Source organism: Achromobacter sp. NPDC058515, from assembly GCF_042721735.1.
Classification (GTDB): Bacteria; Pseudomonadota; Gammaproteobacteria; order Burkholderiales; family Burkholderiaceae_B; genus Achromobacter.
This window is the reverse complement of sequence record NZ_JBHXNI010000015.1, coordinates 1-23,914: the sequence shown is the minus strand read 5'-3', so window position 1 is coordinate 23,914 and position 23,914 is coordinate 1. Positions and strand designations below refer to the sequence as shown.

The following is a 23,914-nucleotide window of genomic DNA, read 5'->3' as shown; positions in this document are numbered from 1 at the left end:
CCGCCACGGGTTTGAGACGCCTCCTCTTTCTGGCGAGCCCCGCAAAACTGCCGCGGGTCACGCCAAGGAGCAGGCCCCAACCTGCACCCTTTAATTCATAAACCATTCCTTCATGCGCGCCAGCAGGCTCTTGAAATTGCCTGTCTGGGCGGCGACCTTGCGGCCGCGCACGCGCTGCATCCGTGCTTCCTGCAGCAAGCCCATCACCGTCGAGAAGCGCGGATTGCGCATCACGTCGGCCAGGCTGCCTTCGTATTCGGGCACCGCCACGCGCACCGGCTTGAGGAACACGTCCTCGGCCAGTTCAATCATGCCGGGCAGCTGCGCCGACCCGCCCGTCAGGACCACGCCGGAAGCCAGCAGGTCCTCGTAGCCGGAGTCGCGCACCACTTGCTGCACCAGCGTGAACAGCTCTTCCACGCGCGGCTCGATCACGGCGCCCAGCGCCTGGCGCTTGACCTGGCGGGGGCCGCGGTCGCCCAGGCCAGGCACTTCCACGGACTCGTCCGGGCTGGCCAGCACCTGCTTGGCCACGCCGTAGCGCAGCTTGATTTCTTCGGCGTCCGGCGTCGGCGTGCGCAGCATGGCCGCGATGTCGTTGGTGATCTGGTCGCCGGCGATGGGCAGCACGGCGGTGTGGCGAATCGCGCCGCCGGTGAAGATCGCCACGTCGGTGGTGCCTCCGCCGATGTCGACCAGCACGACGCCCAGCTCCTTCTCGTCGGCCGTCAGCACGGCCAGGCTGGAGGCCAGCGGCTGCAGGATCAGGTCCTGCACTTCCAGGCCGCAGCGGCGCACGCACTTGACGATGTTCTGAGCGGCGCTGACCGCCCCCGTCACGATGTGCACGCGCACTTCCAGGCGCAGGCCGCTCATGCCGATCGGCTCGCGGATGTCTTCCTGGCCGTCGACGATGAACTCCTGCGTCAGCACGTGCAGCACCTGCTGGTCGGTCGGGATGTTCACCGCCTTGGCGGTCTCGATGACGCGGGCAACGTCGGTGGCGGTGACTTCCTTGTCCTTCACGGCAACCATGCCGCTGGAATTGAAGCTGCGGATATGGCTGCCGGCGATGCCGGTGTAGACGTCGCGAATCTTGCAATCTGCCATCAGCTCGGCTTCTTCAAGCGCGCGCTGAATGGAATTCACAGTGGTCTCGATATTGACGACCACGCCCTTGCGCATGCCGCGCGATTCATGCTGGCCGAGGCCAAGCACTTCGAAGCGGCCTTCAGGCAGGATTTCAGCCACCACAGCCACCACCTTGCTGGTGCCGATATCGAGGGCGACGATAAGGTCCTTGATGTCACGGGTCATGGCGTTAGCGTTTCTTGGGAGGTTTCGGTGTGGATTTGGATTTGGTTTCCGACGCGGGCAACGGGGCCAGCGCCAGGGCGAAACCATTCGGATAGCGCAAGTCGGCCTGCGTGATGGTGCGCCCTTCCAGGCGCCCCGACACGGCGGGCCACGCCTGCACAAAGCGTTGAATGCGAGCCGCGAACGGCAATGCGCCGGGCAAGCCATGCGGGTCTGGCGCATCGGCGCCCGGATCGCGGCCCAGGTCCAGCAACATGCCATTGGAAAGCACCACGCGCCAGGCGTAGCGCGGACTCAGTTCCAACTGCTTGACATGCATGTCCAGCGGCGCGAACCAGCGCGCCAGCTCGGCGTAGCGCTGGACGACGAGCGATTCGGTGCCCTCGGGCCCGGAGAACTGCGGCAGCACCGTCTCGTCGTCCACCTCGCCCGTGTTGGCCGTGAACGCCTCGCCCCAGGTGTTGATCATCTGGTTCTCGTTCCACAGCGCCAGGGGCTGCTGTTCCTCGATCCGCACGCGCAGGACATTGGGCCAGATCCGCCGCACGGTGGCATGCCGGACCCACGGCACCGACTCGAAGATCTCCCGCGCGTCGTCCAGGTCCACCGTAAAGAAGTTGCCCTTGAAGCGGCCCGCGATCGCCGACCGCACCGCCCCCGTCGACACATAGTGCAGCTCGGTGTCCGGCATCGATTCCAGCTCGATGGCCGACAGCGTGAAGAACGGGCGTTGCGCTACCCACACCACGCCCGCAAGGAGCATGGCGCAAACCGCCAGCACGGCTAGCGTGTTGGCGATCAGGTTGGTAGTGCGAGCGTCGTTCCACACGGAATATCCAGGTCAAGCGTTGCGGGCGGGGCTGTGCACTTTGCACGAAGCCTCGGACAGGATTGCCACGCACAGGTCGGCATAGCTGATCCCCACGGCCTTGGCGGCCATGGGCACCAGCGAATGGCCGGTCATGCCGGGGGAGGTGTTCATTTCAAGCAGCCAGGGCCGGTTGTCGCGGTCGAGGATGAAGTCGGCGCGCCCCCAGCCTTCGCAGCCCAGCGTCTGATAGGCCTTTACGGCAATTCGCGCGACTTCTTCAGCCACTTCGGGCGGCAGGGTGGCCGGGCAGAAGTACTGCGTGTCGTCCGAGAAATATTTGTGCTCGTAGTCGTAGTTGCCGCCGGGCGCCGCGATCTCGATCACCGGCAGCGCGCGCGCGGCCTTGCCCGAACCCAGCAGCGCCACGGTCAGCTCGCGGCCGGTAATGAACTGCTCGGCCAGCACTTCGCTGTCAAAGCGCGCCGCCGCGGCATAGGCTTCCTTCATGTCGGAATAGCCCACCACCTTGGTGATGCCGACGGTGGAGCCCTCGTGCGGCGGCTTGATGATCAGCGGCAGGCTCAGGCGGTCAGGCACCAGGCGCAGTTCCGTGTCGGCGTCCAGCACCTCGAAGTCGGGCGTGGGCAGGCCATGCTGCAGCCAGATGCGCTTGGTCATGGTCTTGTCCATGGCCAGCGCCGAGGCCATCGGGCCGCTGCCGGTATAGGGAATGCCCAGCAGCTCCAGCGCGCCCTGGATCGTGCCGTCCTCGCCATAGCGGCCATGCAGCGCGATGAACACGCGGTCAAAGCCCTCGGCGGCCAGCTCGGCAAGGCTGCCCTCGCCCGTGTCGAACAGGTGCGCGTCCACGCCGGCGCTGATCAGCGCCTGCTGCACGCCCTTGCCCGACATCAGGGACACTTCGCGCTCGGCGGACCGGCCGCCGTACAACACACCCACTTTGCCGAATTGATTGCTCATGCCAGCTCTCCTACCTGGGCGGGGACCTTGCTGATCGAACCCGCTCCCATAACAATGACGACGTCGCCGTCGCGCACGAAATCCACGACCGCCTGCGGCAGCTCAGCCACGTCTTCCACGAACACCGGCTCGACCTTGCCGGCCACGCGCAGCGCGCGCGACAGGGCGCGCCCGTCGGCCGCGACCAGCGGCGGCTCGCCGGCGGCATAGACCTCGGTCAGCAGCACCGCGTCGGCGGAGCCCAGCACGCGCACGAAGTCTTCAAAGCAATCGCGCGTCCGCGTGTAGCGGTGCGGCTGGAAGGCCAGCACGATGCGGCGGTCGGGCCAGGCGCCGCGCGCGGCGGCCAGCGTGGCGGACATTTCCACTGGGTGATGGCCGTAGTCGTCGATGACCGTGAAGGTCCCGCCGCCATGACTGGCGGGCACCGAGAATTCGCCGGTCTGCGTGAAGCGGCGGCCCACGCCCTTGAAGGCGGCCAGCGCCTCGCAGATGGCGTCGTCGGCCACGCCCAGCTCCGTCGCCACGGCAATCGCGGCCAGCGCGTTGCGCACGTTGTGCAAGCCGGGAAGATTCAGTTCCACCTGCAGGGGCGGCAGCAGCGTGTCGCTGTGCATGCGCTGCACGTTAAAGCGCATGCGCGTGCCTTCCGGCTGCACCTCATAGGCGCGCACCTGCGCTTCCTCGTTCAGGCCGTAGGTCGTGATCGGACGCGACACGAACGGCATGATCTCGCGCACATTGGCGTCGTCCGAGCAAAGCACCGCGCTGCCGTAGAACGGCAGGCGCTGCGTGAACTCGATGAAGGCGCTCTTCAGGCGCGCCACATCGTGCCCATAGGTGTCCATGTGATCCGCGTCGATGTTGGTCACGATAGCCATCACCGGCAGCAGGTTCAGGAACGACGCGTCGGACTCGTCGGCCTCGACAACGATGTAGTCGCCTTGCCCCAGGCGCGCGTTGACGCCGGCGGAATTCAGGCGGCCGCCGATCACGAACGTGGGATCCAGGTCGCCGGCGGCAAGCACGCTGGCGACCAGGCTGGTGGTGGTGGTCTTGCCGTGCGTGCCGGCAACGGCGATGCCGCGCTTCAAGCGCATCAGCTCGGCCAGCATGATGGCGCGCGGCACCACGGGGATGCGCGCCGAACGGGCGGCGATCACTTCGGGGTTGTCGCCCGCCACCGCCGTGGACGTCACGATGGCGCCGGCGCCGGTGACGTTGCTGGCCGCGTGGCCGATCGCGATCTTCACGCCCAGCTCGGCCAGGCGGCGCGTCACGGCCGACTCGTGCAGGTCGGAACCGCTGATCGTGTAGCCCAGGTTGAGCAGCACTTCGGCAATGCCGCTCATGCCCGAGCCGCCGATGCCTACGAAATGGATATGTTGAATTCTGTGTTTCATGATGAACGCCCCGCTGCTTGTTCACAGACGTCGGCGATATGGACCGCCGCGTCGGGGCGCGCATGAGCGCGGGCCCGAACGGCGACGGCCTGCAGTTCTTGTCGGGAACGCTGGGCGAGCCAGTCCGCCAGCCACTCGGGCGTCAGGGCGGTCTGCGGCTGCAGCCAAGCGGCCTGCGCGTCGCTCAGAAAGCGCGCGTTGGCGGTTTGATGGTCATCGATGGCGTGGGGGAACGGCACGAACAGCGCCGCCACGCCGGCCGCGGCCACTTCGGACACCGTCATGGCGCCCGCGCGGCAGATCAGCAGGTCGGCGTCGGCCATGGCGCCCGCCATGTCGTCGATGAATGCGCGGCAGTCGGCCGCCACGCCCGCCTGGGCGTAGGCCTGCTGCAACGCGGGCAAGTGTTGCTCGCCAGCCTGATGGACGACCATCGGCCGGGCCTCTTGCGGCAGGCGGGCAAGCGCCTGCGGCACGGTGTTATTGAGCGCCTGCGCGCCGAGGCTTCCGCCCACGACCAGCACGCGCAGCGGGCCGCCGCGACCGGCATAGCGCTCGGCCGGGTCCGGCAGGGCGCACAGGTCGGCGCGCACCGGATTGCCCATGGCTTCACCCTTGGGCAGCACCCCGGGGAAGCCGCTGAGCACGCGGCGCGACATCCTGGCCAGCCATTTGTTCGCGGTGCCGGCCACGGCGTTCTGTTCATGCACGACCAGCGGCGTGCCGCGCAGCGCCGCCATCACGCCGCCGGGGAACGCCACGTAGCCGCCCATGCCCAGCACCACGTCCGGGCGCACGTCGGACAGGCGCGACCAGGCTTGCGCAAACGCGCGCAGCAGCAGGAAAGGCAGCTTCAACAGCGCGGACGCACCCTTGCCGCGCACGCCCTGAAAGCGCAGCGGCACGAGTTCGATACCGCGCGGCGGCACCAGCCTGCCTTCCATCTTTTCAGGATTGCCCAGCCACAGCACGCGCCAGCCGCGCTCGCGCAGCACCTCGGCCACGGCCAGGCCCGGCATGATATGCCCGCCCGTGCCGCCGGCCATTATCAGGATGGTGCGCGAGGTCATTGCAGCGGTATTCATACCCGCCCCCCGCGCATCATGATGCGGTTTTCCACATCGACCCGGATCAGCATCGCCAGCGCGCACAGGTTCATCACCACGCCGGAACCGCCGTAGCTCATCAGCGGCAGGGTCAGGCCCTTGGTGGGCAGCAGCCCCAGGCAGACGCCCATGTTGATGAACGACTGCACGCCAAACCACATCGCCACGCCATGCGCGACCAGGCCCGCGAACGTGCGTTCCATGGCGATGGCCTGGCGGCCGATGTCGAAACCGCGGTAGACAATGATGGCGAACAGGGAGATCACCAGCATGACGCCGGCAAAGCCCAGCTCTTCGCCCACCACGGCCATCAGGAAGTCGGTATGCGCTTCGGGCAGGTAGTGCAATTTCTCGACGCTGGCGCCCAGGCCCACGCCCAGCCACTCTCCGCGGCCCAGCGCGATCAGCGAATGCGACAACTGGTAGGCGCTGCCGTAGGCGTTGTCTTCGTTCCAGGGATCCAGGTAGGCGAACAGGCGCGCGCGGCGCCAGGGCGACAGCCAGATCAGCGTCAGGAACGTGCCCACCAGCACGGCCAGCAGGCTGCTGAAGTACTTGCCGTTGATGCCGCCCAGGAACAGGATGCCGATGGCGATGGCCACGATCACCATGAAGGCGCCCAGGTCGGGCTCCAGCAGCAGCAGCATGCCCACGCCGGCCAGGGCGAATGCCATCGGCAGGAAGCCGCGGGCAAACGCCTGCATATGTTCCTGCTTACGCACCGTGTAGTCGGCGGCGTAGAGCAAGGCGGCCAGCTTCATCAATTCGGAAGGCTGGAAATTCAGCGGACCCAGCGGAATCCAGCGGTGCGCGCCGTTGACCTCGCGGCCGATGCCGGGAATCAGCACCGCCACCAGCAAGGTCATCGACACCACGAACAAGGGCACGGCCAGGCGCTGCCAGACGCGGATCGGAATCGCCAGGACCACGGCGGCGCCGAGCAGGCCGACGCTCACGAACAGGCCGTGGCGGATCACGAAGTAATAGCGGCCGTAGGAGGCATAGCGCGGGCCGTCGGCCAGCGCGATCGACGCCGAATACACCATCAGCAAGCCGAGCAGCAGCAACGTCGACGCCGCGAGGACCAGCGGCAGATCGAAGTTGCGCATGCGGGTACGGCCGGGCCGTACGGCATTGACGCTGGCGGTGAGGTCGGCGATCAGGCTCATGCCACCTCTCCACGGTCGCGGGCCAGGTCTTCGACCTCTTCCACGAACACCTGCCCGCGATGCGGGTAGTTGCGGAACATGTCCAGGCTGGCGCAGGCGGGCGACAGCAGCACGGCATCGCCCGGTTGCGCCAGGTCGGCTGCGCCGCGCACCGCCGCACGCAGCGAGTCGACCGTCACGCAGTTGACGCCGGTGGGCGCCAGCACACGGCCGATCTCGGGGCCGTCGGCGCCGATCAGGACCACGGCGCGCGCATGGCGCGACACCACGGGAATCAGCAGAGAAAAATCCTGGCCCTTGCCCTGGCCGCCTGCGATCAGCACCACCGGCTGGCCCAGGCCTTCCAGCGCGGCCACCGTGGCGCCCACGTTGGTGCCCTTGCTGTCATTGATATAGTCGACGCCGCCGATCGTCCGCACGAAGGCCGCGCGATGCGGTTCGCCCGCGTACTCGCGCAGCGTGCGCAGCATGGCGCCCCACCCCAGGTCCAGGCATCGCGCCAGCTGCAGGGCGGCCAGCGCGTTCAAGGCATTGTGGATGCCGCGGATGCGCAAGGCGTCCACCGGCATCAGGCGGCTCATGCGGCCCTTGGCGCGCACCGGCACGGGCGCGTCCTTCTTGCGGCGCACGGGCGGCGCGGGCTCGTCGAAATCGCTGGGCTCGCATGCCACCAGCCAGGCCACGCCCTGCCCCAGTTCCAGGCCCATGTCGCCGACCAGCTCCGGCACGTCGCGGCCGAAGCTGCGCACGTTCAGGGCGTTCAGGGCCGGCACCATCTCCACCGTGTACGCATCGTCGCGGTTGACGATGGCCACGCGCGACATCTTCAAGAGGCGCGCCTTGGCTTGCGCGTAGGCCTCCATGCCGCCGTGCCAGTCCAGGTGATCCTGCGTGACATTCAGCACGACGGCCGCGTCGGCCATCAGCGTGCGCGTGGTTTCAAGCTGGAAGCTGGACAGCTCCAGCACCCACACCTGCGGCAGCGCGTCCGCGTCCAGCGCATCCATCAGCGCGGCAAGCGCCGCGGGACTGATGTTACCCGCCGCCAATACGGACAGGCCGCTGGCTTCGACGAGCTGGCGCGTCAGCGCGGTGACGGTGGTCTTGCCGTTGGTGCCCGTCACGGCCAGCAGGCGCGGACGGTACTCGCGCGTCTCGGCCAGGCCGGCCAGGGCGCGCGCAAACAATTCGATTTCGCCGACGACTTCGATGCCGCGGGCCTCGGCCTCGCGCAGCACGTTCGCGGCGGGCGCCTGCGTGGGCGCCAGTCCGGGGCTGAGCACCACCTGGCTCACGCCGTCGAGGAGCGCCGCATCGAAGGACTCGTCGCAACCCAGGCGGTATTCCACTTCGCTTTGCGCCAGCGCCTCGCGCAGCGCGGCCAGCCCGCCCGGTTCCGCGCGCGTGTCGGCCACGCGCAAGCGGGCGCCCTGACGGGCGCACCAGCGTGCGGCGGCGACACCCGTCTCGCCCAATCCGAGGATCAGGACGAGCGGCGCGTCAACGCGGGAGGTTTCCATCATATTCATCGCAACTTCAGGGTAGAGAGGCCAATCAGCACCAGCATCATGCTGATGATCCAGAAACGCACGACCACCTGGGTTTCTTTCCAGCCGCCCACTTCAAAGTGATGATGCAACGGCGCCATGCGGAAAATGCGTCTACCTGTTCCATAACGTCGCTTCGTGTACTTGAACCAGGTCACCTGGATCATCACGGACAGGGTTTCAACCACGAACACGCCGCCCATGATGAACAGCACGATCTCCTGGCGCACGATGACCGCGATCGTGCCCAATGCGCCGCCCAGCGCGAGCGCGCCGACGTCGCCCATGAAGACCTGCGCCGGATACGCGTTGAACCATAAAAATGCCAGGCCGGCCCCGCCGATTGCCGCGCACAGCACCATCAATTCGGATGCGCCGGGGATATACGGGAAAAGCAGGTACTTCGAATAGTCCACGCGGCCGACAACGTAGGCGAAGATGCCCAGCGCGCTGCCCACCATCACGGTGGGCATGATGGCCAGGCCGTCCAGGCCGTCGGTGAGGTTCACCGCGTTGCTGGTGCCGACGATGACCGCCCAGGTCAGCGCCACGAATCCCAGCACGCCCAGCGGATAGCTCACCGTCTTGAAGAACGGCACGATCAGGTCGGCGCGCGTGGGCAAGGCCATCGTGAAGCCGCTGCCCACCCACGCCTTGAACAAGGGCCAGAGTTCAGTGTTGGCGGGCGCGGAAACCGCGAACGCCAGATACACCGCGGCCACCATGCCGATGGTGGCTTGCCAGAAGAACTTCTGCCGCGCGGGCATGCCTTCGGGATCGCGATAGACCACCTTGCGATAGTCGTCCCGCCAGCCGATCCAGCCGAACCCGAAAGTCACCAGCAGCACCACCCACACGAAGCGGTTGGTCCAGTCGGCCCACAGCAGCGTGCTGATGGCGATGGAGATCAGGATCAGTACGCCGCCCATCGTGGGGGTGCCGGTCTTGACCAGATGCGTTTCCGGGCCGTAGGTGCGCACGGCCTGGCCGATCTTCATCTCGGTCAGTTTGCGGATCACGCGCGGACCCGCCACCAGGCCGATCAGCAGCGCCGTCGCGCACGCCAGGACGGCGCGCAAAGTGATGTATTCGAACACGCCCAGGGCGCGCACATCATCGGAAAGCAGACGGGCGATTTCAAGCAGCATGCTGCTCTCCCTGCCCCTTGGCCGCCATACCGTCATTCGAAGAAAAAGCCGTCACTACCCGCTCCATGCGCATAAAGCGCGATCCCTTTACCAATACGCAGGACGGGCGCAGGCCGCGCAAGGCGGCAACGACTTCGTCTACCGATGCGCAGGCGTGCGCGCCTTGCCCGAATGCGGCGGCTGCCGCCCGGCTGGCTTCGCCTAGCGTGATGAGCGCGTCGAGCCCATGCTCACGCGCGTAATTGCCCACCTCGGCATGCATGGCGGGGCCGTTGTCCCCGATTTCACCCATGTCGCCCAACACCAGGACACGCGTGCCGGCGATGCGGGCCAGCACGTCGATGGCCACGCGAACCGAATCGGGGTTGGCATTGTAGGTGTCATCAATGAGCAAGGTTCCGTCACTCATTTGCTTGTGCTGCATGCGACCCGCGACGGGGACAAAGCCCGCCAGCGCGCGCACCGCGCACTCCAGCGGCGCCCCCGCGGCGATCGCGCTGGCGATGGCCGCCAATGCGTTGCGCAGGTTGTGCAGGCCGGGCACCGGCAGCGCCAGGTCGGCGGTGCCGACCGGCGTCACCACGCGGCAGCGGGTCGCATTCACTTCCGCAATGATCTTTTCCGCGTAGACGTCCAGGCCGGGCTGCAAGCCAAAGCGCAACACGCGGCGCGCTCCGGCCAGCGCGTCCCAGATCCCCGAATAGGGCTCGTCGCCCGGATAGACGGCGACGCCATCTTCCGGCAACGCCAAAATCGCCGCGCCGTTCTCACGCGCAACCGCTTCCACGGTGTGCATGAATTCCTGGTGCTCGCGCTGGGCGTTGGTCACCAGCGCCACCGTCGGCGCCGCCATGGCGGCCAGCTGCGCGATCTCGCCGGGATGGTTCATCCCCAGCTCGAACACGGCGGCGCGATGCTCGGCGCGCAAGCGCAGCAAGGTCAGCGGCACGCCGATGTCGTTGTTCAGATTGCCGGCGGTAGCCAGGCGGCCCGCTTCGCCCTGCCACTCGGCCAGCATGGCCGAGATCATTTCCTTGGTCGTCGTCTTGCCGTTGCTGCCCGTCACCGCCACCACGGGCAGCGAGAATTGCGCGCGCCACGCCGCGCCAATGCGCATCAGCGCAACACGGGTGTCGCCCAGCACCAACTGCGCCAGCCTGGCGTCGGCCACGGGGTGCGCCACGACGGCCGCGCATGCGCCGCGGGCCTCGGCCTGGTCCAGATAGTTGTGCGCATCGAAATGCTCGCCCGCCAGCGCGACGAACAATTCGCCCTCGCCTATGCGGCGCGTGTCCGTGGACACGCCCTTCACTTGCGGCAGCAGCAGCGCCAGCCGCGCCCATTCGCGGTCGTCGAAGGGCAGCTTCTCGCCCCCGATATCCTGATAGGTCTCGTGTCCCTTGCCCGCCAGCAACACCACGTCTTCGGGCGACGCGGCCCAGATGGTCTGCATGATGGCGCGCGCGCGGTCGACCTGGACGTCGGCATGCGCCGCTTCGGGAACGCCTGCAAGAATCTGTTCGACGATGGCTTCGGGAGATTCGGTGCGCGGGTTGTCGCTGGACACCACCACATGGTCGGCCAGTTCGGCGGCGATGCCGCCCATCACCGGACGCTTGCCCGGATCGCGCTCGCCGCCGCAGCCAAACACGCAGATCAGGCGGCCGGAGCGGGCCCCGGCCACTGCGCGCAACGCCAGCAGCGCCCGCGACAGCGCATCGGGGGTGTGTGCATAGTCCACCACCACGAGCGGGCCTCGGCCTGCGTGGGCCTGCGTGCTGACCGCCACCGTTTCCACGGTTTGCAGACGGCCGTCCACGGGATCGGTCGCGGCCAACTCGCGGGCGATCTGCGCAAACGGCAGGCCCAGCTTGTACAGCACGCCCGCCACCAGCAGCAGGTTCGACACATTGTGCGCGCCCAGCAGGCGCGTCACGATCTGGGCTTCGCCGTGCGGCGAGACCAGCGTAAAAATCTGGCCCTGCGACGTGGCCTGCAGGTCGCGCGCGCGCATCGCGGCGGGAATCTCCGGGTCTTCGCTCAGGCTGTAGCCCATCGGGGACACGCCGGCGGGCAGGCTGGCGAGCAGCCGGCGCCCCGCCTCGTCGTCCGCATTGATCACTGCGGCGGTCAGGCCGGGCCAGCGGAACAGGCGCGCCTTGGCCTCTTCATAGCGTTCCATCGTGACGTGGTAGTCAAGGTGGTCGCGCGTCAGATTCGTGAATGCGGCCAGGGCGACGCGCACGCCGTCCATCCGGCCCTGTTCGATGCCGATCGACGAAGCCTCCATGGCGACGGCCTTGGCGCCGGCGTCGCGCATCGCGGCAAGCGTGCGGTGGACGGTCAGGACGTCGGGCGTCGTCAGGTCGCCGCCCAGGGTGCGGCCGTCGGGCAGCACCGCGCCCAGCGTGCCGATGGTGCCGCAGGCCTTGTCGTTGCGGCTCAGCGCGTGGGCGATCCATTGCACCGAGGAGGTCTTGCCATTGGTGCCGGTCACCGCCACGACCGCCAGGGCGGCTGACGGGCGACCGTACCAGGTGTCGCCCAGCTCGCCCAGCAGCGCGCGCAATCCGGCCACCGGCAGCATCGGCGTGCCGGCCGCGGCCGCCTGGATGGCGTCGCTGGCGGGGGCTTCGAACAGCACGGCGCTGGCGCCCAGCGCCAACGCCTTATCTATATAGAGACGTCCATCGCTGGACAGGCCCGGGCAGGCAACGAACACGTCGCCCGGCTCGATATCGCGGGAGTCCAGCTTGAGGTGCGCGGTCAGCGAGACGCGCGCATGCAACCACGCCACGGTTTCGGCAACCGTGGCGACAGGGGAAGAGAGGAAGCCTTTGGCGCTCATCTGCCTGGCTCCTTGAGACCAGCAACAATCGTGGATTCAAAAGGCGCGTCGGGCCGCACCCCCATCAGCCTCAGGCTCCCTCCCACGATATGAGAGAACACGGGCGCGGCGATGGCGCCGCCGTAATAGCCGCCGATCGTCGGTTCGTCGATGGACACGGCCACCACGATCTTGGGATCCGACACCGGGGCAAAGCCTACATAGGAGCTGCGGTAGCGCTGCATGCTGTACTTGCCATCCACGATCTTGCGCGCGGTGCCGCTCTTGCCGGCGACGCGGTAGCCTTGCACCTGGGCGGCCTTCGTGCCCTCGGGGCCGGCGGCGGCTTCGAGCATGGCGCGCACCATCGCGGTGGTCTTGGGCGTGTAGATCTTGACGCTGGTGGGATCGCTGTCGCGCTTGACCAGGGTCAGCGACACCATGTCGCCGTTGCGGGCGAAGACGGTGTAGGCGCGCGCCACCTGCAGCAGCGAGACCGACAGGCCGTACCCATAGGCCATGGTGGCCTTTTCGATCAGGCGCCAGCGGTCCCAGGGACGCAGGCGTCCGGGCGCCGCGCCGGGGAATCCCACCTGGGGCGCCTGGCCCAACCCCAATTCGGTGAAGCGATCCCACATTTCACGGGATTCCAGCTTCTCGGAGATCATGGTCATGCCGATATTGCTGGACTTGCGCAGCACGCCCGCCACGTCCAGCGTGCCGTTGCGGCTCACGTCGCTGATCGTGCTGCCCTGATAGGTGAAGCGGCCGTTGCCGGTTTCGAACAGCGTCGACGTGGTGATGCGACCCAGGTCCAGCGCCAGCGCGGCGGTGAACGGCTTCATGATGGAGCCGGGCTCGAACGTATCGGTAATGGCCTGGTTGCGCAGCTTGGAGCCGTGGAAGGTCTCGCGCTTGTTCGGGTCGAAGGTCGGCACGTTGGCCAGCGCCAGGATCTCGCCCGTATGCACGTCCACGACCACGGCGGTTGCGCCCTTGGCCTGGTGCTTGTCCATGGCGTCCTTCAATTCCTTGAACACCAGGTACTGCAGGCGGGTATCGATGGACAGGCGCAGGTCGCGGCCATCCACCGGCAGGGTGGCGGCCTGCACGTCTTCGATCACGCGGCCCAGTCGGTCCTTGATGACGCGCCGGCTCCCCGGCCGGCCCGACAGCTGCTGATTGAAGGTCAGTTCGACGCCTTCCTGGCCCTGGTCCTCGACGCTGTTGAAGCCCACCACGTGGGCCATCACGTCGCCGTCCGGGTAGTAGCGGCGGGTTTCGGGCTGCTGGTGCACGCCCGGCAGGCCCAGTTGCTTGATCTTGTCGGCCACGTCCATCGAGACCTGGCGCTTCAGGTAGACGAAGTTCTTGTCTTCGTCGACCAGACGATGGCGCAAGTCGGCCACCGGCGTTTCCAGCAGCTTGGCCAAAGCGTCGATCTGCGCGGACGTGGCTTGCTTGACGTCTTCGGGAATCGCCCAGATGGCGCGCGCGGGCACGCTGGAAGCCAGCACCGCGCCGTTGCGGTCCATGATCTTGCCGCGCGTGGCGGCCAGGGTCAGGGTGCGTTCATAGCGCCGTTCGCCCTGCTGCTGCAGGAACTCCGTCGACAATCCTTGCAGGAACAGCGCGCGGCCGGCCAGCACGGTAAACCCGCCGAACAGCAGGATCAGCACCAGGCGTGCGCGCCACGTGGGCAGTTGCCCGCGGAGCACGGGGTTGTCGAAGAAGGGAACGCGCTTCATTGAGCGCCCCCGGCAGCCGGGACGGGCGCCTGATTCATATACAGCGTGCGGTCGGGGACGATGGAAATCATCTTCAGGCCGTCGCGCGCAATGGCGTCAACCCGCGCATTGCGAGCAAGTTCGGCGCGATTGAGCTGCAGGCGCCGCCAGTTGGTTTCCAGGTCGCGCGCCTGCGCCTGATCGCGGCCCAGCTCCACGAAGAGCTGGCGCGACTGATACCGGCTGGTGACCAGGGAAATGGCCGACAGCATCAGTAAAGCCGCAACGATCAGGTTGACGCGACCCATTAGCGGCGCCCTCCTTTGCCGCCGCGCCGAGGCGGCGGGGCCAGGTCGCTGCCGGGCAGCGAGCCGATCTTCACGAACGCGAAGCCGCCTTCGGCGGACAAGGGCGTTTCGGTGCGTTCCGCAACGCGCAGGACGGCGGAGCGGGCGCGGGCATTGACCGAGACTTCGTCGTCTTCAGCCAGGATCCGGCCCAGGGAACGCAGGACGGGTTGGGGCATTTCGCTTTCGCGCAGCGGCAGGCGTGCATGCGCGGCAGCCGGACGAGCCGCCGCCGCGATGCATTGCTTGACCATGCGGTCTTCAAGCGAATGAAAGCTGATCACCGCCAACCTTCCTCCTGGGGCAAGCAGGTCTAGAGCTGCCGCGAGGGTGCGCGCGAGCTCTTCGAGTTCCCGATTGATGTAAATCCGTAAAGCTTGAAAGGTGCGTGTGGCCGGATGTTGCCCCTTTTCGCGCGTGCGGACGGCGCTGGCGACGCACTCGGCAAGCTCGAGCGTGGTGCGCAGCGGCCTTGTTGCGCGGCGAGCAGCAATCGCCTTTGCAACCTGAAAAGCAAACCGTTCTTCGCCATAATCCGCTATGACCTCCCGCATCTCATCCACACTGGCTTGCGCCAGCCAATCCGCCACCGTGGGTCCACGAGTGGTGTCCATCCGCATATCGAGCGGTCCGTCTCGCATAAACGAGAAACCGCGCTCAGCATCGTCGATCTGAGGCGACGAAACGCCCAGATCCAGCATCACGCCATCGACCTTGCCGATGCCGAGCTGCTCCAATTCTTCCGCCATGGTGGCAAAGCCGCCATGCACAACCGTGACCCGAGGGTCCGTCGCCGCCAACGCATTGGCCACGGCGATCGCCTCGGGGTCCTTGTCAAAGACCACCAGCCGGGCCTGCTTGCCCAAACGGCCAAGCAGTTCGCGACTGTGCCCGCCACGCCCGAAGGTGCCGTCGACGAAGACGCCGCTCTCCGCACGCGTAGCCGTATCCGGCTCGACCTGCGCATGCGACCGTGTCGCGCCCTTGCCGCCGAAGTCGGGCAGCAATAGTGCGTCCACCGTCGGCTCCAGCAGGACGGGCCGATGTTCGAATTCCATAACTTTTTCAGAACGAAAACTGGTTCAACACATCCGGCATACCCTTGGCCAGGTCCTCAGCCTCGCGGCTGGCCAGGGTAGCGGCGTCCCACAGCTCGAAGTGCGCGCCCAGACCGAGCAGCATCACATCGCGCGTCATACCGGAAGCGTTGCGCAGTTCAGGAGCGATCAGAACCCGGCCGGAGCCGTCCAGTTCCACGTCCTGAGCGTTGCCCAGCAACAGCCGCTGCAGCGCACGAGCCGTCATGGGAAAAGCGGCGATCTGCTCGCGCTTCTTTTCCCACTCAGGCCGCGGGTACACCAGCAAGCAGCCGTCGGGGTGGCGGGTCAGGGTCAACCGGCCATCGGCCTGCGACATGAGCGCGTCACGATGCCGGGTCGGAATCGAGATCCGTCCCTTGGCATCCAGCGTGAGCGCGCTGCTTCCCTGAAACACCACTTTTACCCCACTTAATTGCACAATTTCCTACTATTTCCCACTCTACGGTATGGCTAAGGGGCGGTCAAGCGCGTGGTTGCAATTTTTTCAATCACAACAAGGACTTAGATCAATTTGTAAAACCGCAAAAAGAAAAACCTCCTAATAAATCAGGAGGTTGCGGCACACTCTAAAAGTCCTTCTTCAGAAGTAGCGGCTAACAATGGCTTTGCATTGTTTTACGGCCGGTCGTTTACTCCCGGCTGGCAAGGCTTCCCGTCGGACGGCCGCTGCGGGGCCCTGGAAAAAATGGCGCGGCCAGCATCGGCCGTCCGCCCGGCCTTTGGCCAGCCGGGCGCGCGCCTTCGGAATTCGATGCAGGACGGGTCTATAGGCCGGATTCTGTACACCAGGTTTCCCTGGCGGACGATCATTCCTCTGCGCGGATCATTGCTGAGCCGCTCTAGCCACCTACCCGCATGCTTGGACGGAGCCGCCCTTCGCGACCCGAGAGCCGCACGCATGCCTATTTGATGTTGCTCCGGATAGAGGTTGCCGCGTTTCACCCTGCGATGCCGCCGCCCGTTGCCGGACGACGCGATACGGAGATGGCCGTATCGGTGCGCGCAATGCGCGCCCGCGCCGCAGTCTCGTCTCTGTGGCCCTATTCCTCAGCCGCGCCCGAAGACGCAACCGGACGGCCGTTAGCCGTTACCCTGCCCTATGGAGTCCGGACCTTCCTCGATGGATTCGCATCCACCGCGATCGCCCGACCCGCCCTGCGGTACGTATTCTATTACAGCCGGCGGCTCCGTCCCCCAGACGCCGCCCGGCCGGGCCGTTCAACGGCGTCCCGGGGTTCCTGCGACAATACGCCTTGATCCGCTTAGACGCCGCAGACACTACCCAATACATGGCCCTCGACACTCTCATCACCCTGACCGACATCCAGCTGGCCTATGGCCACCATCCGCTGCTGGATCACGCCGACTTCGCCATCCAGGCCGGCGAGCGCATCGGCCTCATCGGCCGCAACGGCGCGGGCAAGTCCTCGCTGCTGAGGCTGCTCGACGGCAGAACACAACCCGACGACGGCTCCATCGCCCGCAGTTCGGGGCTGCGCGTCGCCACAGTCGAACAGGAACCCGAGCTGGACGACAACGCCACCGTCTTCGACGTGGTCTGCAATGTGGAAGGCGACCACGAAGACTGGCAACGCCCCTCCCGCGCGCGCGCCGTGCTGGAAAAGCTCGGCCTGCCCGCCGACGCGCAGATCGCCGGCCTGTCCGGCGGGACCCGCAAGCGCGTGGCGCTGGCCCGCGCGCTGGTCGACGAACCCGATCTGCTGCTGCTGGACGAACCCACCAACCATCTCGACTTCGAAGGCATCGCCTGGCTGGAAGAGATGCTGCGCACCTGGAAGGGCGCCGCGGTCGTCATCACCCATGACCGCCGCTTCCTGGACGCCGTGACCACCCGCATCGTCGAGCTCGACCGCGGACGGCTGCTGAGTTTCCCCGGCAACTTCTCGCAATGGCAGGAACGCAAGGCCCAGTGGCTGGAATCCGAACGCCTGGAACAGGCGCGTTTCGACAAGCTGCTGGCGCAGGAAGAAGTCTGGATCCGCAAGGGCGTCGAAGCGCGCCGCACCCGCAACGAAGGCCGCGTGCGCCGCCTGGAAAGCCTGCGCGTCCAGCGCGCCGAACGCCGCGAACGCGTCGGCGACGTCTCGCTGGCGCTGGCCGAAGGCCAACGTTCCGGCAAACTCGTGGCCGAACTCGAGCACGTGGGCAAGACCTTCGGCGACAAGATCGTCGTGGACGACTACTCCACGACCATCCTGCGCGGGGACCGCATCGGCATCATCGGCCCCAACGGCGCCGGCAAGACCACGCTGCTCAAGCTGATCCTGGGCGAGATGCAGCCCGACACCGGCGCCACGCGCCTGGGCACCAACGTCGCGGTCGCGTACTTTGACCAAATGCGCGCGCAGCTTGATGAGAACGCCACGCTCGTCGACATCATCAGCCCGGGCAGCGAATGGGTCGAGATCGGCGGCACCCGCAAGCACGTGATGACCTATCTGGGCGACTTCCTGTTTTCGCCCGCGCGCGCCGGTTCGCCGGTGCGCAGCCTGTCCGGCGGCGAGCGCGCGCGCCTGCTGCTCGCGCGGCTCTTCGCCCGCCCCGCCAACGTGCTGGTGCTGGACGAACCCACCAACGACCTGGACATCGAGACGCTGGAACTGCTGGAAGAGCTGCTGCAGGAGTACGCCGGAACCGTGCTGCTCGTCAGCCACGACCGCGCCTTCCTGAACAACGTCGTCACGCAGACCATCGCCTATGAAGGCAACGGCCATTGGCGCGACTACGTCGGCGGCTACGACGAATGGGTCGCCCAGCGTCCGGCGTCCGCCGCTCCTTCAAACGACGCCGCCAAGCCGGTCGACGAAAGCGCCGCGCGCGCCAAGGCCGCGCGCCCCAAGCCCGCCAAGTCCAGCAAGATGAACGCCTGGGACCTGCGCGAACTCGAAGGCTTGCCTGACGCCATCGCCGCCCTTGAGGCGCAGCAGGCCGAACTGGCCGGCAAGCTTGCGGACGGCGGCCTGTACCGCGATGCGCCGGCGGAGGTCGAACGCATCAACGGCGAACTGGCCAAGCTGGAAAGCGAACTGGAAGAGAAATTCGCCCGCTGGGAACTGCTGGAAGCCCGCCGCGACGGCACGCTCTGAAAAGCGCCTCTTTCTATATATATAGGAAGAGGCGAATCAAACAAAAAGGGGTGAACGGCACGCAGCCGCTCACCCCTTTTTGCCGACGGGCGCGAATGCCCGCCTTCCACCTACACGTGGGCGCGCCAGGCCAGCACTTCCCCGGCAGCCAGCGGCACCAGCGTCGTGTTGCCGAACGCCAGTTCATCGGGAACCTGGTAGGTCTCGCGCGCCAGCGTCAGCGTGCCGGTGTTGCGCGGCAGGCCATAGAAGTCCGGACCGTGGAAGCTGGCAAACCCCTCCAGCTTGTCGAGCTTGCCCACCGCTTCGAAGGCCGTGGCGTACAGCTCCATGGCATGCAGGGCGGTATAGCAACCGGCGCAGCCGCAGGCATGCTCCTTCAAGCCGCGCGCGTGCGGCGCGCTGTCGGTGCCCAGGAAGAAGCGAGGGCTGCCGCTGGTAGCCGCCTCGACCAGCGCCAGGCGGTGCGTCTCGCGCTTCAGGATAGGCAGGCAATACCAATGCGGACGCACGCCGCCCTGGAAAATCGCATTGCGGTTGTACAGCAGGTGCTGCGGCGTGATCGTCGCGGCGATCGGCCCTTCGGCATCGCGCACATACTCCGCGCCCTCTTTCGTCGTGATGTGCTCGAACACGACCTTCAGTGCCGGGAAGGCGCGCCGCAAGGGCTTCATCACGCGCTCGACGAAAACGGCTTCGCGGTCGAACACGTCGATCGACGGGTCCGTCACTTCGCCATGCACCAGCAGGGGCATGCCGCAATTCTCCAGCGCTTCCAGCGCCTTCGCGCATTTGCCCAGCAAGTCGGTCACGCCGGCATCCGAATTGGTCGTGGCGCCGGCCGGGTACAGCTTCACCGCGTAGACCTGTCCGGACTCGCGCGCACGGAATATTTCCTCGGCGGACGTGTTGTCGGTCAGGTAGAGCGTCATCAGCGGCGTGAAGGCGGCCGGGTTGCCGCCCGCCTTGGCCAGCGCCGCAAGAATGCGGCCGCGATAAGCCAGCGCCTGCTCGGTGGTCGTCACCGGGGGCTTCAGGTTGGGCATGATGATGGCGCGCGCGAACTGGCGCGCGGTATCCGCCACCACGGCTTCCAGCGCCGCGCCGTCGCGCAAGTGCAAGTGCCAGTCGTCGGGCCGGGTGATGGTGAGTTGAGTCGTGCTTTGAGTAGACATGGGAGGCTTCTTAATCTGCCAGCGGCATGCCCCGTTCAGCCAGCGCGCAGAACATCGCGCTGCCCAGGGGAATGACCGCATCGTTGAAATCGAAATGCGAGTTGTGCAGCACGCAGCCGGAATCGGCTCCGCCCTGGCCCAGGCGGAAGTATGCGCCTGGCTTGCTCTGCAACATGAAGGAAAAATCCTCGGAGCCCATCGACGGCACCAGGTCGCGCACCACGTTCTCCTTGCCGATCATCTCGGTCGCGATATCGGCCACCAGGTTGGCGTGCTGCGGCGTGTTCAGGGTCGCGGGGTAAATGCGTTCATACACCAGCTCCGCCGTGCCGCCGAAAGCGCCGGCGATGGCGGTGACCAGCTCGCGCATGCGCGCCTCGACCATCTCCTGGACCGACTTGCGGAACGTGCGCACCGTGCCCACCATCTTGGCTTCGCGCGGGATCACGCTCATCGCGCCGGGATGGCCGGCTTGCAGCGATCCGATGGACACCACGGCGGAATCGAGCGGATTCACATTGCGCGACACGATCGTCTGCAGCGCCGTGATGATCTGCCCGGCGATGGTCACCGGATCAATCGTCTGATACGGATGCGCGCCATGGCCGCCACGGCCCGTGATCTGGATCTCGAAGCGGTCGGCGGCGGCCATCATCGGCCCCGGGTTGATGCCGATCGTGCCCGGCTTCAAGCCCGGCCAATTGTGCAAGGCGTAGATCGCATCGCAGGGGAAGGTATCGAACAGCCCGTCCTCAAGCATGGCGCGAGCGCCGCCGCGCCCTTCTTCGGCGGGCTGGAAGATCAGCACCGCCGTGCCGTCGAAATTGCGCGTTTGCGCCAGGTACTTCGCGGCGCCGACCAGCACCGCCGTGTGGCCGTCATGGCCGCAACCGTGCATCAGGCCGGCCTTGGTCGACTTGTGGCCGAAGTCATTGTCCTCGGTCATGGGCAGCGCATCCATGTCGGCGCGCAGGCCGATCATGCGGCCGCTGTCGCAGCGCTTGCCGCGGATCACGCCCACCACACCGGTCTTGCCGATGCCGCGATGCACCTCGATGCCCAGCGCCTCCATGGCGCCCGCGACGATTCCCGAGGTGCGGACTTCCTCGAAGCCCAGCTCGGGGTGTGCATGCAAATCGCGCCGCAGCGCCGTCAATTCGTCATGAAACAGTCGAATTGATTCCAGAGGAGATCGTGCGTACATAGGAGGTTACAGATTGACGTGATAGAGGGGACAGTCTGCGCATTTTAGTTGCTACAGAGGATAAATGCCTTTGTCTTTACGGGAGAGACACGTTATGCTCCGGCCGCAGGACAATTTTTCCAACAGCCAGAGAAGGAGCGCCGCATTATGGCCACAACCTCCAAACCCGCGACCGCGCGCAAGCCGAACGCTGCATTCATGAAGCCCCTGACCCCCAGCGCCGAATTGGCCGCTGTCATCGGCTCGGAAGCCGTGCCGCGTACCGAGGTCACCAAGAAGATCTGGGAATACATCAAGAAGCACAACCTGCAAGATGCCAGCAACAAGCGCAACATCAACGCCGATGCCAAGCTGCTCCCGATCTTTGGCAAGGATCAGGTCACGATGTTCGAACTGACCAAACTGGTCAACGCACATCTGAAGTAAGCAGGCAAAGGGCGTACGGCGTACGTCCCTGCCTTTGGATTGTCGCGACGCCCTGGCTTTCCGCCGGGCGAGCTCGGCCCCCGTCCCGCGCAAGCTCCATCCCTGCGCATCCGCCACCTCCACGTCCGTGGATACGGCTCACTCCTCACTGCATTGCCTGATCGCTAGGCCTGGCGCGCTTCTTCAAGCAGCCACCCGCGAAATGCCGACACGTCCGAACGCTGCGCCGCCGCGCGCGAATAGACGATCCAATAGCTGTAATCGTTCGGCAAGGCATGGTCAAACAGACGCACCAGCCTGCCTGCGCGCAGCGCGTCGCCCGCCAGCATCAAGCGTCCCAGCACCACGCCCTGCCCCTCGGCCGCGGCTTGCAGCACCAATGCAGCGTCGTTGAATGCCACGCCCTGCGACAGATCCAACGCCACATTGGCATGCTCGCACCACTGCCGCCACGCCGCGCGCGGCTGGTCGTGCAGCAATGGCACGCCGGCCAGGTCTGCCGGTTGAGCCAGCATCGGCGGGCCTTTCGCCACCTCGGGACTGCACACGGGGCTGAGGAATTCGCGCGCAATCAGATCCGCCTTCACCCCCGGCCATCGGCCCAGGCCCGAACGTATGCCTATGTCGAATTCGCCGTCGCCGCTCCAAAGCTCAACAGCGCTCGTCACACGCAGATCGACATCGGGATGGCGCGCGCGAAACGCCGGCAGGCGCGGCAACAGCCAGCGAGTGGCGAACGAAGGCAATACCGTGATACGCAACGGCTCGACGCGCGCTTCGCGCACGCGTTCAGTGGCCGCGGCCAGATTGTCGAACGCCAGGGATAGGTCGGTCAGGTACGCAGCGCCCTTGTGCGTAAGGCTCAATGTGTGCCCCTTGCGCGTGAACAAGGGCTGGCCCAGCCATTGCTCGAGCTGGCGCACCTGATGGCTGATTGCGGCCTGCGTCACGCACAGCTCGGCCGCCGCGCGGGTAAAGCTCAAATGCCGCGCCGCGGCCTCGAAGGCTCGCAGCGCGCCAAGGGGAGGCAGGCTTCGCATCTGCTCGATTAGCTGTGCTTATGAAGCGTATGAGAATAGATCGTTTTGCATGCGCCCGGTAGCGCTATCTACTGATGCCTCGCCGGCATGCGCGACACGCGCAAGCCGGCGCATCCGATCACCCGGCGCACAAGGATAGCGGCAATGATAAGTTGGGAAATCTGGGCGGTATTCCTCGGGTACGCGGTACCCATGATCATCAGCCCCGGCCCGGGCAATACCTTGCTGGCTGCCGCGGGCGGCCGGTATGGCGTGCGCGGCTCCCTACCGTTCTGGGCAGGTTTCGAAACCGGCAACCTGGCGCTCTGCGCCCTCTACGGCCTGGGCCTCGGGGGCACGCTGCATGAATATCCTCAGATCCACGCAGTCCTGAAATGGGCGGGCGCGTGCTACCTGCTCTATCTGGCGTGGCGCTTCTTCCGCGCATCCTCGGCGCCCGCGGGACAGCCGCAAGCAGGCGAGCCGCTCGGCTTTCAGGATGGGTTCATGTGCGTCGCCCTGAACCCGAAGATCCATTCGATGATCATCCTGATGTTCGCCCTGTTCCTGACGCCTGGCGCCAGCCTGGCCTCCCAAGCGAGCCAGCTCAGCGCTGCATTCGTCGTGCTGGGCGTGTTCTGCCACTTTCCGTGGATCTACGGCGGCCAGGTCATCCTGGGACGCTTCAACTCTCCCCGGGCCAGGCGGATCCAATCCGTGGTGTTCGGCGCATCCATGCTCGCGGTGGCGGCCTACGTCGCCCTGTCCTGACTCCCATGCAAAAGGCCGGCATCTCTGCCGGCCTTTCTTGCCTGAATGACCGTCAGGTCAGGCGTATGTGGTGGGCGCGCTGCCTTCCAACAGGGACAGCCAGCCCTTGATCAGGCGGTACAGCACCCAAAGGATCACGGCGACCACGCCTATCCATCCGATGAAGATGAGCGTTGCGATGCCGCTGATGGCCAGCCACAGCAGCGCCCACCAGAACGTGCGCAGCAGCCAGTCGAAATGGGCGGCGTACACCGTGCCGGCGGCATCCGAGCGCTTCAAATACATGAGCACAACGGCAGCCAGCGTGGCAATGCCCAGAAATCCACTCGTCAGAAAGCCCAGGGCGTACAGGCCATAAGCCACGTGGGTCAGCGTGCGCAGGTCTAATGTCGTACCGGGCACGGGGGTCTGGGTATCACTCACGATAACGCTCCAACGAATTGACTCGGTCAATCTTACCGCACAAAGGCACCCCGCCCACGCGCGTTGTTATTTGGGCACATTCAACATTGGCGCGGCTTGCAGGCCGACGAACGAAAGATTCAAGCGGGCGGTCGGGCCGATCTGGCCAAGCATCGGGAGCGCCATGGACAAAGCCCCACCGGATACCGGTGGGGCTTTGAGGATAAGAGCTTGACGATGACCTACTTTCACAGACGTCCGTCCACTATCATCGGCGCGAAGGCGTTTCACTGTCCTGTTCGGGATGGGAAGGAGTGGTACCACCTT

At 66.3% G+C, this 23,914-nt stretch carries 20 protein-coding genes, 1 rRNA gene and 1 other RNA gene; 3 read left to right on the top strand and 19 right to left on the bottom strand.

Annotated elements, in window-relative coordinates:
* Positions 1–90: 90 nt before the first annotated feature.
* The 14 genes from ftsA to rnpB form a co-directional block, all read right to left on the bottom strand.
* Positions 91–1,317 carry a cell division protein FtsA gene (ftsA, locus tag ACFWP0_RS22890; RefSeq protein WP_006217473.1) on the bottom strand — a complete coding sequence of 409 codons (1,227 nt, stop codon included), beginning with the start codon at positions 1,315–1,317 and terminating at the stop codon, positions 91–93.
* A gap of 4 nt (positions 1,318–1,321) precedes the next feature.
* On the bottom strand, positions 1,322–2,146 hold the full coding sequence (locus ACFWP0_RS22885) for a cell division protein FtsQ/DivIB (RefSeq protein ID WP_377845953.1): 825 nt from the start codon (positions 2,144–2,146) through the stop codon (positions 1,322–1,324).
* Positions 2,147–2,158: 12 nt separating this feature from the next.
* Positions 2,159–3,109: a D-alanine--D-alanine ligase gene (locus ACFWP0_RS22880; protein ID WP_377845952.1), complete on the bottom strand. Its 951-nt coding sequence runs from the start codon at positions 3,107–3,109 to the stop codon at positions 2,159–2,161.
* On the bottom strand, positions 3,106–4,512 hold the full coding sequence (gene murC / locus ACFWP0_RS22875) for a UDP-N-acetylmuramate--L-alanine ligase (RefSeq protein WP_377845950.1): 1,407 nt from the start codon (positions 4,510–4,512) through the stop codon (positions 3,106–3,108). Before murC ends, ACFWP0_RS22880 begins: the two co-directional genes overlap by 4 nt.
* Complete coding sequence (gene murG / locus ACFWP0_RS22870; RefSeq protein ID WP_377846169.1) at positions 4,509–5,582, bottom strand: undecaprenyldiphospho-muramoylpentapeptide beta-N-acetylglucosaminyltransferase; 1,074 nt, start codon at positions 5,580–5,582, stop codon at positions 4,509–4,511. Before murG ends, murC begins: the two co-directional genes overlap by 4 nt.
* An 11-nt stretch (positions 5,583–5,593) precedes the next feature.
* On the bottom strand, positions 5,594–6,787 hold the full coding sequence (ftsW, locus tag ACFWP0_RS22865) for a putative lipid II flippase FtsW (RefSeq protein ID WP_377845948.1): 1,194 nt from the start codon (positions 6,785–6,787) through the stop codon (positions 5,594–5,596).
* Positions 6,784–8,316 (bottom strand): UDP-N-acetylmuramoyl-L-alanine--D-glutamate ligase, encoded by a 1,533-nt coding sequence (gene murD / locus ACFWP0_RS22860; protein ID WP_377845946.1) that lies wholly within the window; start codon positions 8,314–8,316, stop codon positions 6,784–6,786. Before murD ends, ftsW begins: the two co-directional genes overlap by 4 nt.
* Complete coding sequence (gene mraY / locus ACFWP0_RS22855; RefSeq protein ID WP_377845944.1) at positions 8,313–9,482, bottom strand: phospho-N-acetylmuramoyl-pentapeptide-transferase; 1,170 nt, start codon at positions 9,480–9,482, stop codon at positions 8,313–8,315. The genes murD and mraY overlap by 4 nt, the downstream gene beginning before the upstream one ends.
* Positions 9,472–12,330, bottom strand: a complete 2,859-nt coding sequence (murF, locus tag ACFWP0_RS22850) for a bifunctional UDP-N-acetylmuramoyl-L-alanyl-D-glutamate--2,6-diaminopimelate ligase MurE/UDP-N-acetylmuramoyl-tripeptide--D-alanyl-D-alanine ligase MurF (RefSeq protein WP_377845942.1) — start codon at positions 12,328–12,330, stop codon at positions 9,472–9,474. Before murF ends, mraY begins: the two co-directional genes overlap by 11 nt.
* Entirely contained in the window at positions 12,327–14,057 is a 1,731-nt protein-coding gene (locus ACFWP0_RS22845) for a peptidoglycan D,D-transpeptidase FtsI family protein (RefSeq protein WP_377845940.1), read from the bottom strand. Before ACFWP0_RS22845 ends, murF begins: the two co-directional genes overlap by 4 nt.
* Positions 14,054–14,344, bottom strand: coding sequence for a cell division protein FtsL (ftsL, locus tag ACFWP0_RS22840; protein WP_377845938.1), 291 nt, complete (start codon positions 14,342–14,344; stop codon positions 14,054–14,056). Before ftsL ends, ACFWP0_RS22845 begins: the two co-directional genes overlap by 4 nt.
* Entirely contained in the window at positions 14,344–15,441 is a 1,098-nt protein-coding gene (rsmH, locus tag ACFWP0_RS22835; protein WP_377845936.1) for a 16S rRNA (cytosine(1402)-N(4))-methyltransferase RsmH, read from the bottom strand. The genes ftsL and rsmH overlap by 1 nt, the downstream gene beginning before the upstream one ends.
* A 7-nt stretch (positions 15,442–15,448) precedes the next feature.
* On the bottom strand, positions 15,449–15,877 hold the full coding sequence (gene mraZ, locus ACFWP0_RS22830) for a division/cell wall cluster transcriptional repressor MraZ (protein WP_006226256.1): 429 nt from the start codon (positions 15,875–15,877) through the stop codon (positions 15,449–15,451).
* 357 nt (positions 15,878–16,234) lie between these two features.
* An RNA gene (gene rnpB, locus ACFWP0_RS22825) (RNase P RNA component class A) lies at positions 16,235–16,640 on the bottom strand.
* A gap of 132 nt (positions 16,641–16,772) precedes the next feature.
* On the opposite strand from rnpB, the gene ACFWP0_RS22820 reads away from it, so the two are divergent.
* The gene (locus ACFWP0_RS22820; protein WP_377845934.1) at positions 16,773–18,590 is read left to right on the top strand and encodes an ATP-binding cassette domain-containing protein; all 1,818 of its coding nucleotides are present in this window, start codon (positions 16,773–16,775) and stop codon (positions 18,588–18,590) included.
* A 110-nt stretch (positions 18,591–18,700) separates the two neighbouring features.
* Here the strand turns inward: ACFWP0_RS22820 and pyrC are convergent, their stop codons facing one another.
* Both pyrC and ACFWP0_RS22810 read right to left on the bottom strand, forming a co-directional pair.
* On the bottom strand, positions 18,701–19,765 hold the full coding sequence (pyrC, locus tag ACFWP0_RS22815) for a dihydroorotase (RefSeq protein WP_377845932.1): 1,065 nt from the start codon (positions 19,763–19,765) through the stop codon (positions 18,701–18,703).
* A gap of 10 nt (positions 19,766–19,775) precedes the next feature.
* Positions 19,776–20,969, bottom strand: coding sequence for a M20 aminoacylase family protein (locus ACFWP0_RS22810; RefSeq protein ID WP_377845930.1), 1,194 nt, complete (start codon positions 20,967–20,969; stop codon positions 19,776–19,778).
* Positions 20,970–21,116: 147 nt separating this feature from the next.
* Here ACFWP0_RS22810 and ACFWP0_RS22805 point away from each other — a divergent pair, with 147 nt between their 5' ends.
* Positions 21,117–21,395 (top strand): SWIB/MDM2 domain-containing protein, encoded by a 279-nt coding sequence (locus ACFWP0_RS22805; protein ID WP_008160134.1) that lies wholly within the window; start codon positions 21,117–21,119, stop codon positions 21,393–21,395.
* 164 nt (positions 21,396–21,559) lie between these two features.
* On the opposite strand, the gene gcvA is transcribed toward ACFWP0_RS22805, so the two are convergent.
* Positions 21,560–22,435 carry a transcriptional regulator GcvA gene (gene gcvA, locus ACFWP0_RS22800; RefSeq protein ID WP_377845927.1) on the bottom strand — a complete coding sequence of 292 codons (876 nt, stop codon included), beginning with the start codon at positions 22,433–22,435 and terminating at the stop codon, positions 21,560–21,562.
* A gap of 192 nt (positions 22,436–22,627) precedes the next feature.
* On the opposite strand from gcvA, the gene ACFWP0_RS22795 reads away from it, so the two are divergent.
* On the top strand, positions 22,628–23,185 hold the full coding sequence (locus tag ACFWP0_RS22795) for a LysE family translocator (RefSeq protein WP_377845925.1): 558 nt from the start codon (positions 22,628–22,630) through the stop codon (positions 23,183–23,185).
* 57 nt (positions 23,186–23,242) lie between these two features.
* Here ACFWP0_RS22795 and ACFWP0_RS22790 read toward each other — a convergent pair whose 3' ends face one another.
* Together ACFWP0_RS22790 and rrf are read right to left on the bottom strand one after the other, a co-directional pair.
* On the bottom strand, positions 23,243–23,608 hold the full coding sequence (locus ACFWP0_RS22790) for a DUF4870 family protein (protein ID WP_377845923.1): 366 nt from the start codon (positions 23,606–23,608) through the stop codon (positions 23,243–23,245).
* A gap of 208 nt (positions 23,609–23,816) precedes the next feature.
* A 5S ribosomal RNA gene (gene rrf, locus ACFWP0_RS22785) occupies positions 23,817–23,914 on the bottom strand; the annotation flags it as partial.

What these genes read in the sequence shown, in the direction of transcription:
- ftsA (WP_006217473.1), bottom strand. Translation starts at nt 1,317, where the DNA reads ATGACCCGTGACATCAAGGACCTTATCGTCGCCCTCGATATCGGCACC.
- ACFWP0_RS22880 (WP_377845952.1), bottom strand. Translation starts at nt 3,109, where the DNA reads ATGAGCAATCAATTCGGCAAAGTGGGTGTGTTGTACGGCGGCCGGTCC.
- murC (WP_377845950.1), bottom strand. Translation starts at nt 4,512, where the DNA reads ATGAAACACAGAATTCAACATATCCATTTCGTAGGCATCGGCGGCTCG.
- murG (WP_377846169.1), bottom strand. Translation starts at nt 5,582, where the DNA reads ATGACCTCGCGCACCATCCTGATAATGGCCGGCGGCACGGGCGGGCAT.
- ftsW (WP_377845948.1), bottom strand. Translation starts at nt 6,787, where the DNA reads ATGAGCCTGATCGCCGACCTCACCGCCAGCGTCAATGCCGTACGGCCC.
- murD (WP_377845946.1), bottom strand. Translation starts at nt 8,316, where the DNA reads ATGAATATGATGGAAACCTCCCGCGTTGACGCGCCGCTCGTCCTGATC.
- mraY (WP_377845944.1), bottom strand. Translation starts at nt 9,482, where the DNA reads ATGCTGCTTGAAATCGCCCGTCTGCTTTCCGATGATGTGCGCGCCCTG.
- murF (WP_377845942.1), bottom strand. Translation starts at nt 12,330, where the DNA reads ATGAGCGCCAAAGGCTTCCTCTCTTCCCCTGTCGCCACGGTTGCCGAA.
- ACFWP0_RS22845 (WP_377845940.1), bottom strand. Translation starts at nt 14,057, where the DNA reads ATGAAGCGCGTTCCCTTCTTCGACAACCCCGTGCTCCGCGGGCAACTG.
- ftsL (WP_377845938.1), bottom strand. Translation starts at nt 14,344, where the DNA reads ATGGGTCGCGTCAACCTGATCGTTGCGGCTTTACTGATGCTGTCGGCC.
- rsmH (WP_377845936.1), bottom strand. Translation starts at nt 15,441, where the DNA reads ATGGAATTCGAACATCGGCCCGTCCTGCTGGAGCCGACGGTGGACGCA.
- ACFWP0_RS22820 (WP_377845934.1), top strand. Translation starts at nt 16,773, where the DNA reads ATGGCCCTCGACACTCTCATCACCCTGACCGACATCCAGCTGGCCTAT.
- pyrC (WP_377845932.1), bottom strand. Translation starts at nt 19,765, where the DNA reads ATGTCTACTCAAAGCACGACTCAACTCACCATCACCCGGCCCGACGAC.
- ACFWP0_RS22810 (WP_377845930.1), bottom strand. Translation starts at nt 20,969, where the DNA reads ATGTACGCACGATCTCCTCTGGAATCAATTCGACTGTTTCATGACGAA.
- ACFWP0_RS22805 (WP_008160134.1), top strand. Translation starts at nt 21,117, where the DNA reads ATGGCCACAACCTCCAAACCCGCGACCGCGCGCAAGCCGAACGCTGCA.
- gcvA (WP_377845927.1), bottom strand. Translation starts at nt 22,435, where the DNA reads ATGCGAAGCCTGCCTCCCCTTGGCGCGCTGCGAGCCTTCGAGGCCGCG.
- ACFWP0_RS22795 (WP_377845925.1), top strand. Translation starts at nt 22,628, where the DNA reads ATGATCATCAGCCCCGGCCCGGGCAATACCTTGCTGGCTGCCGCGGGC.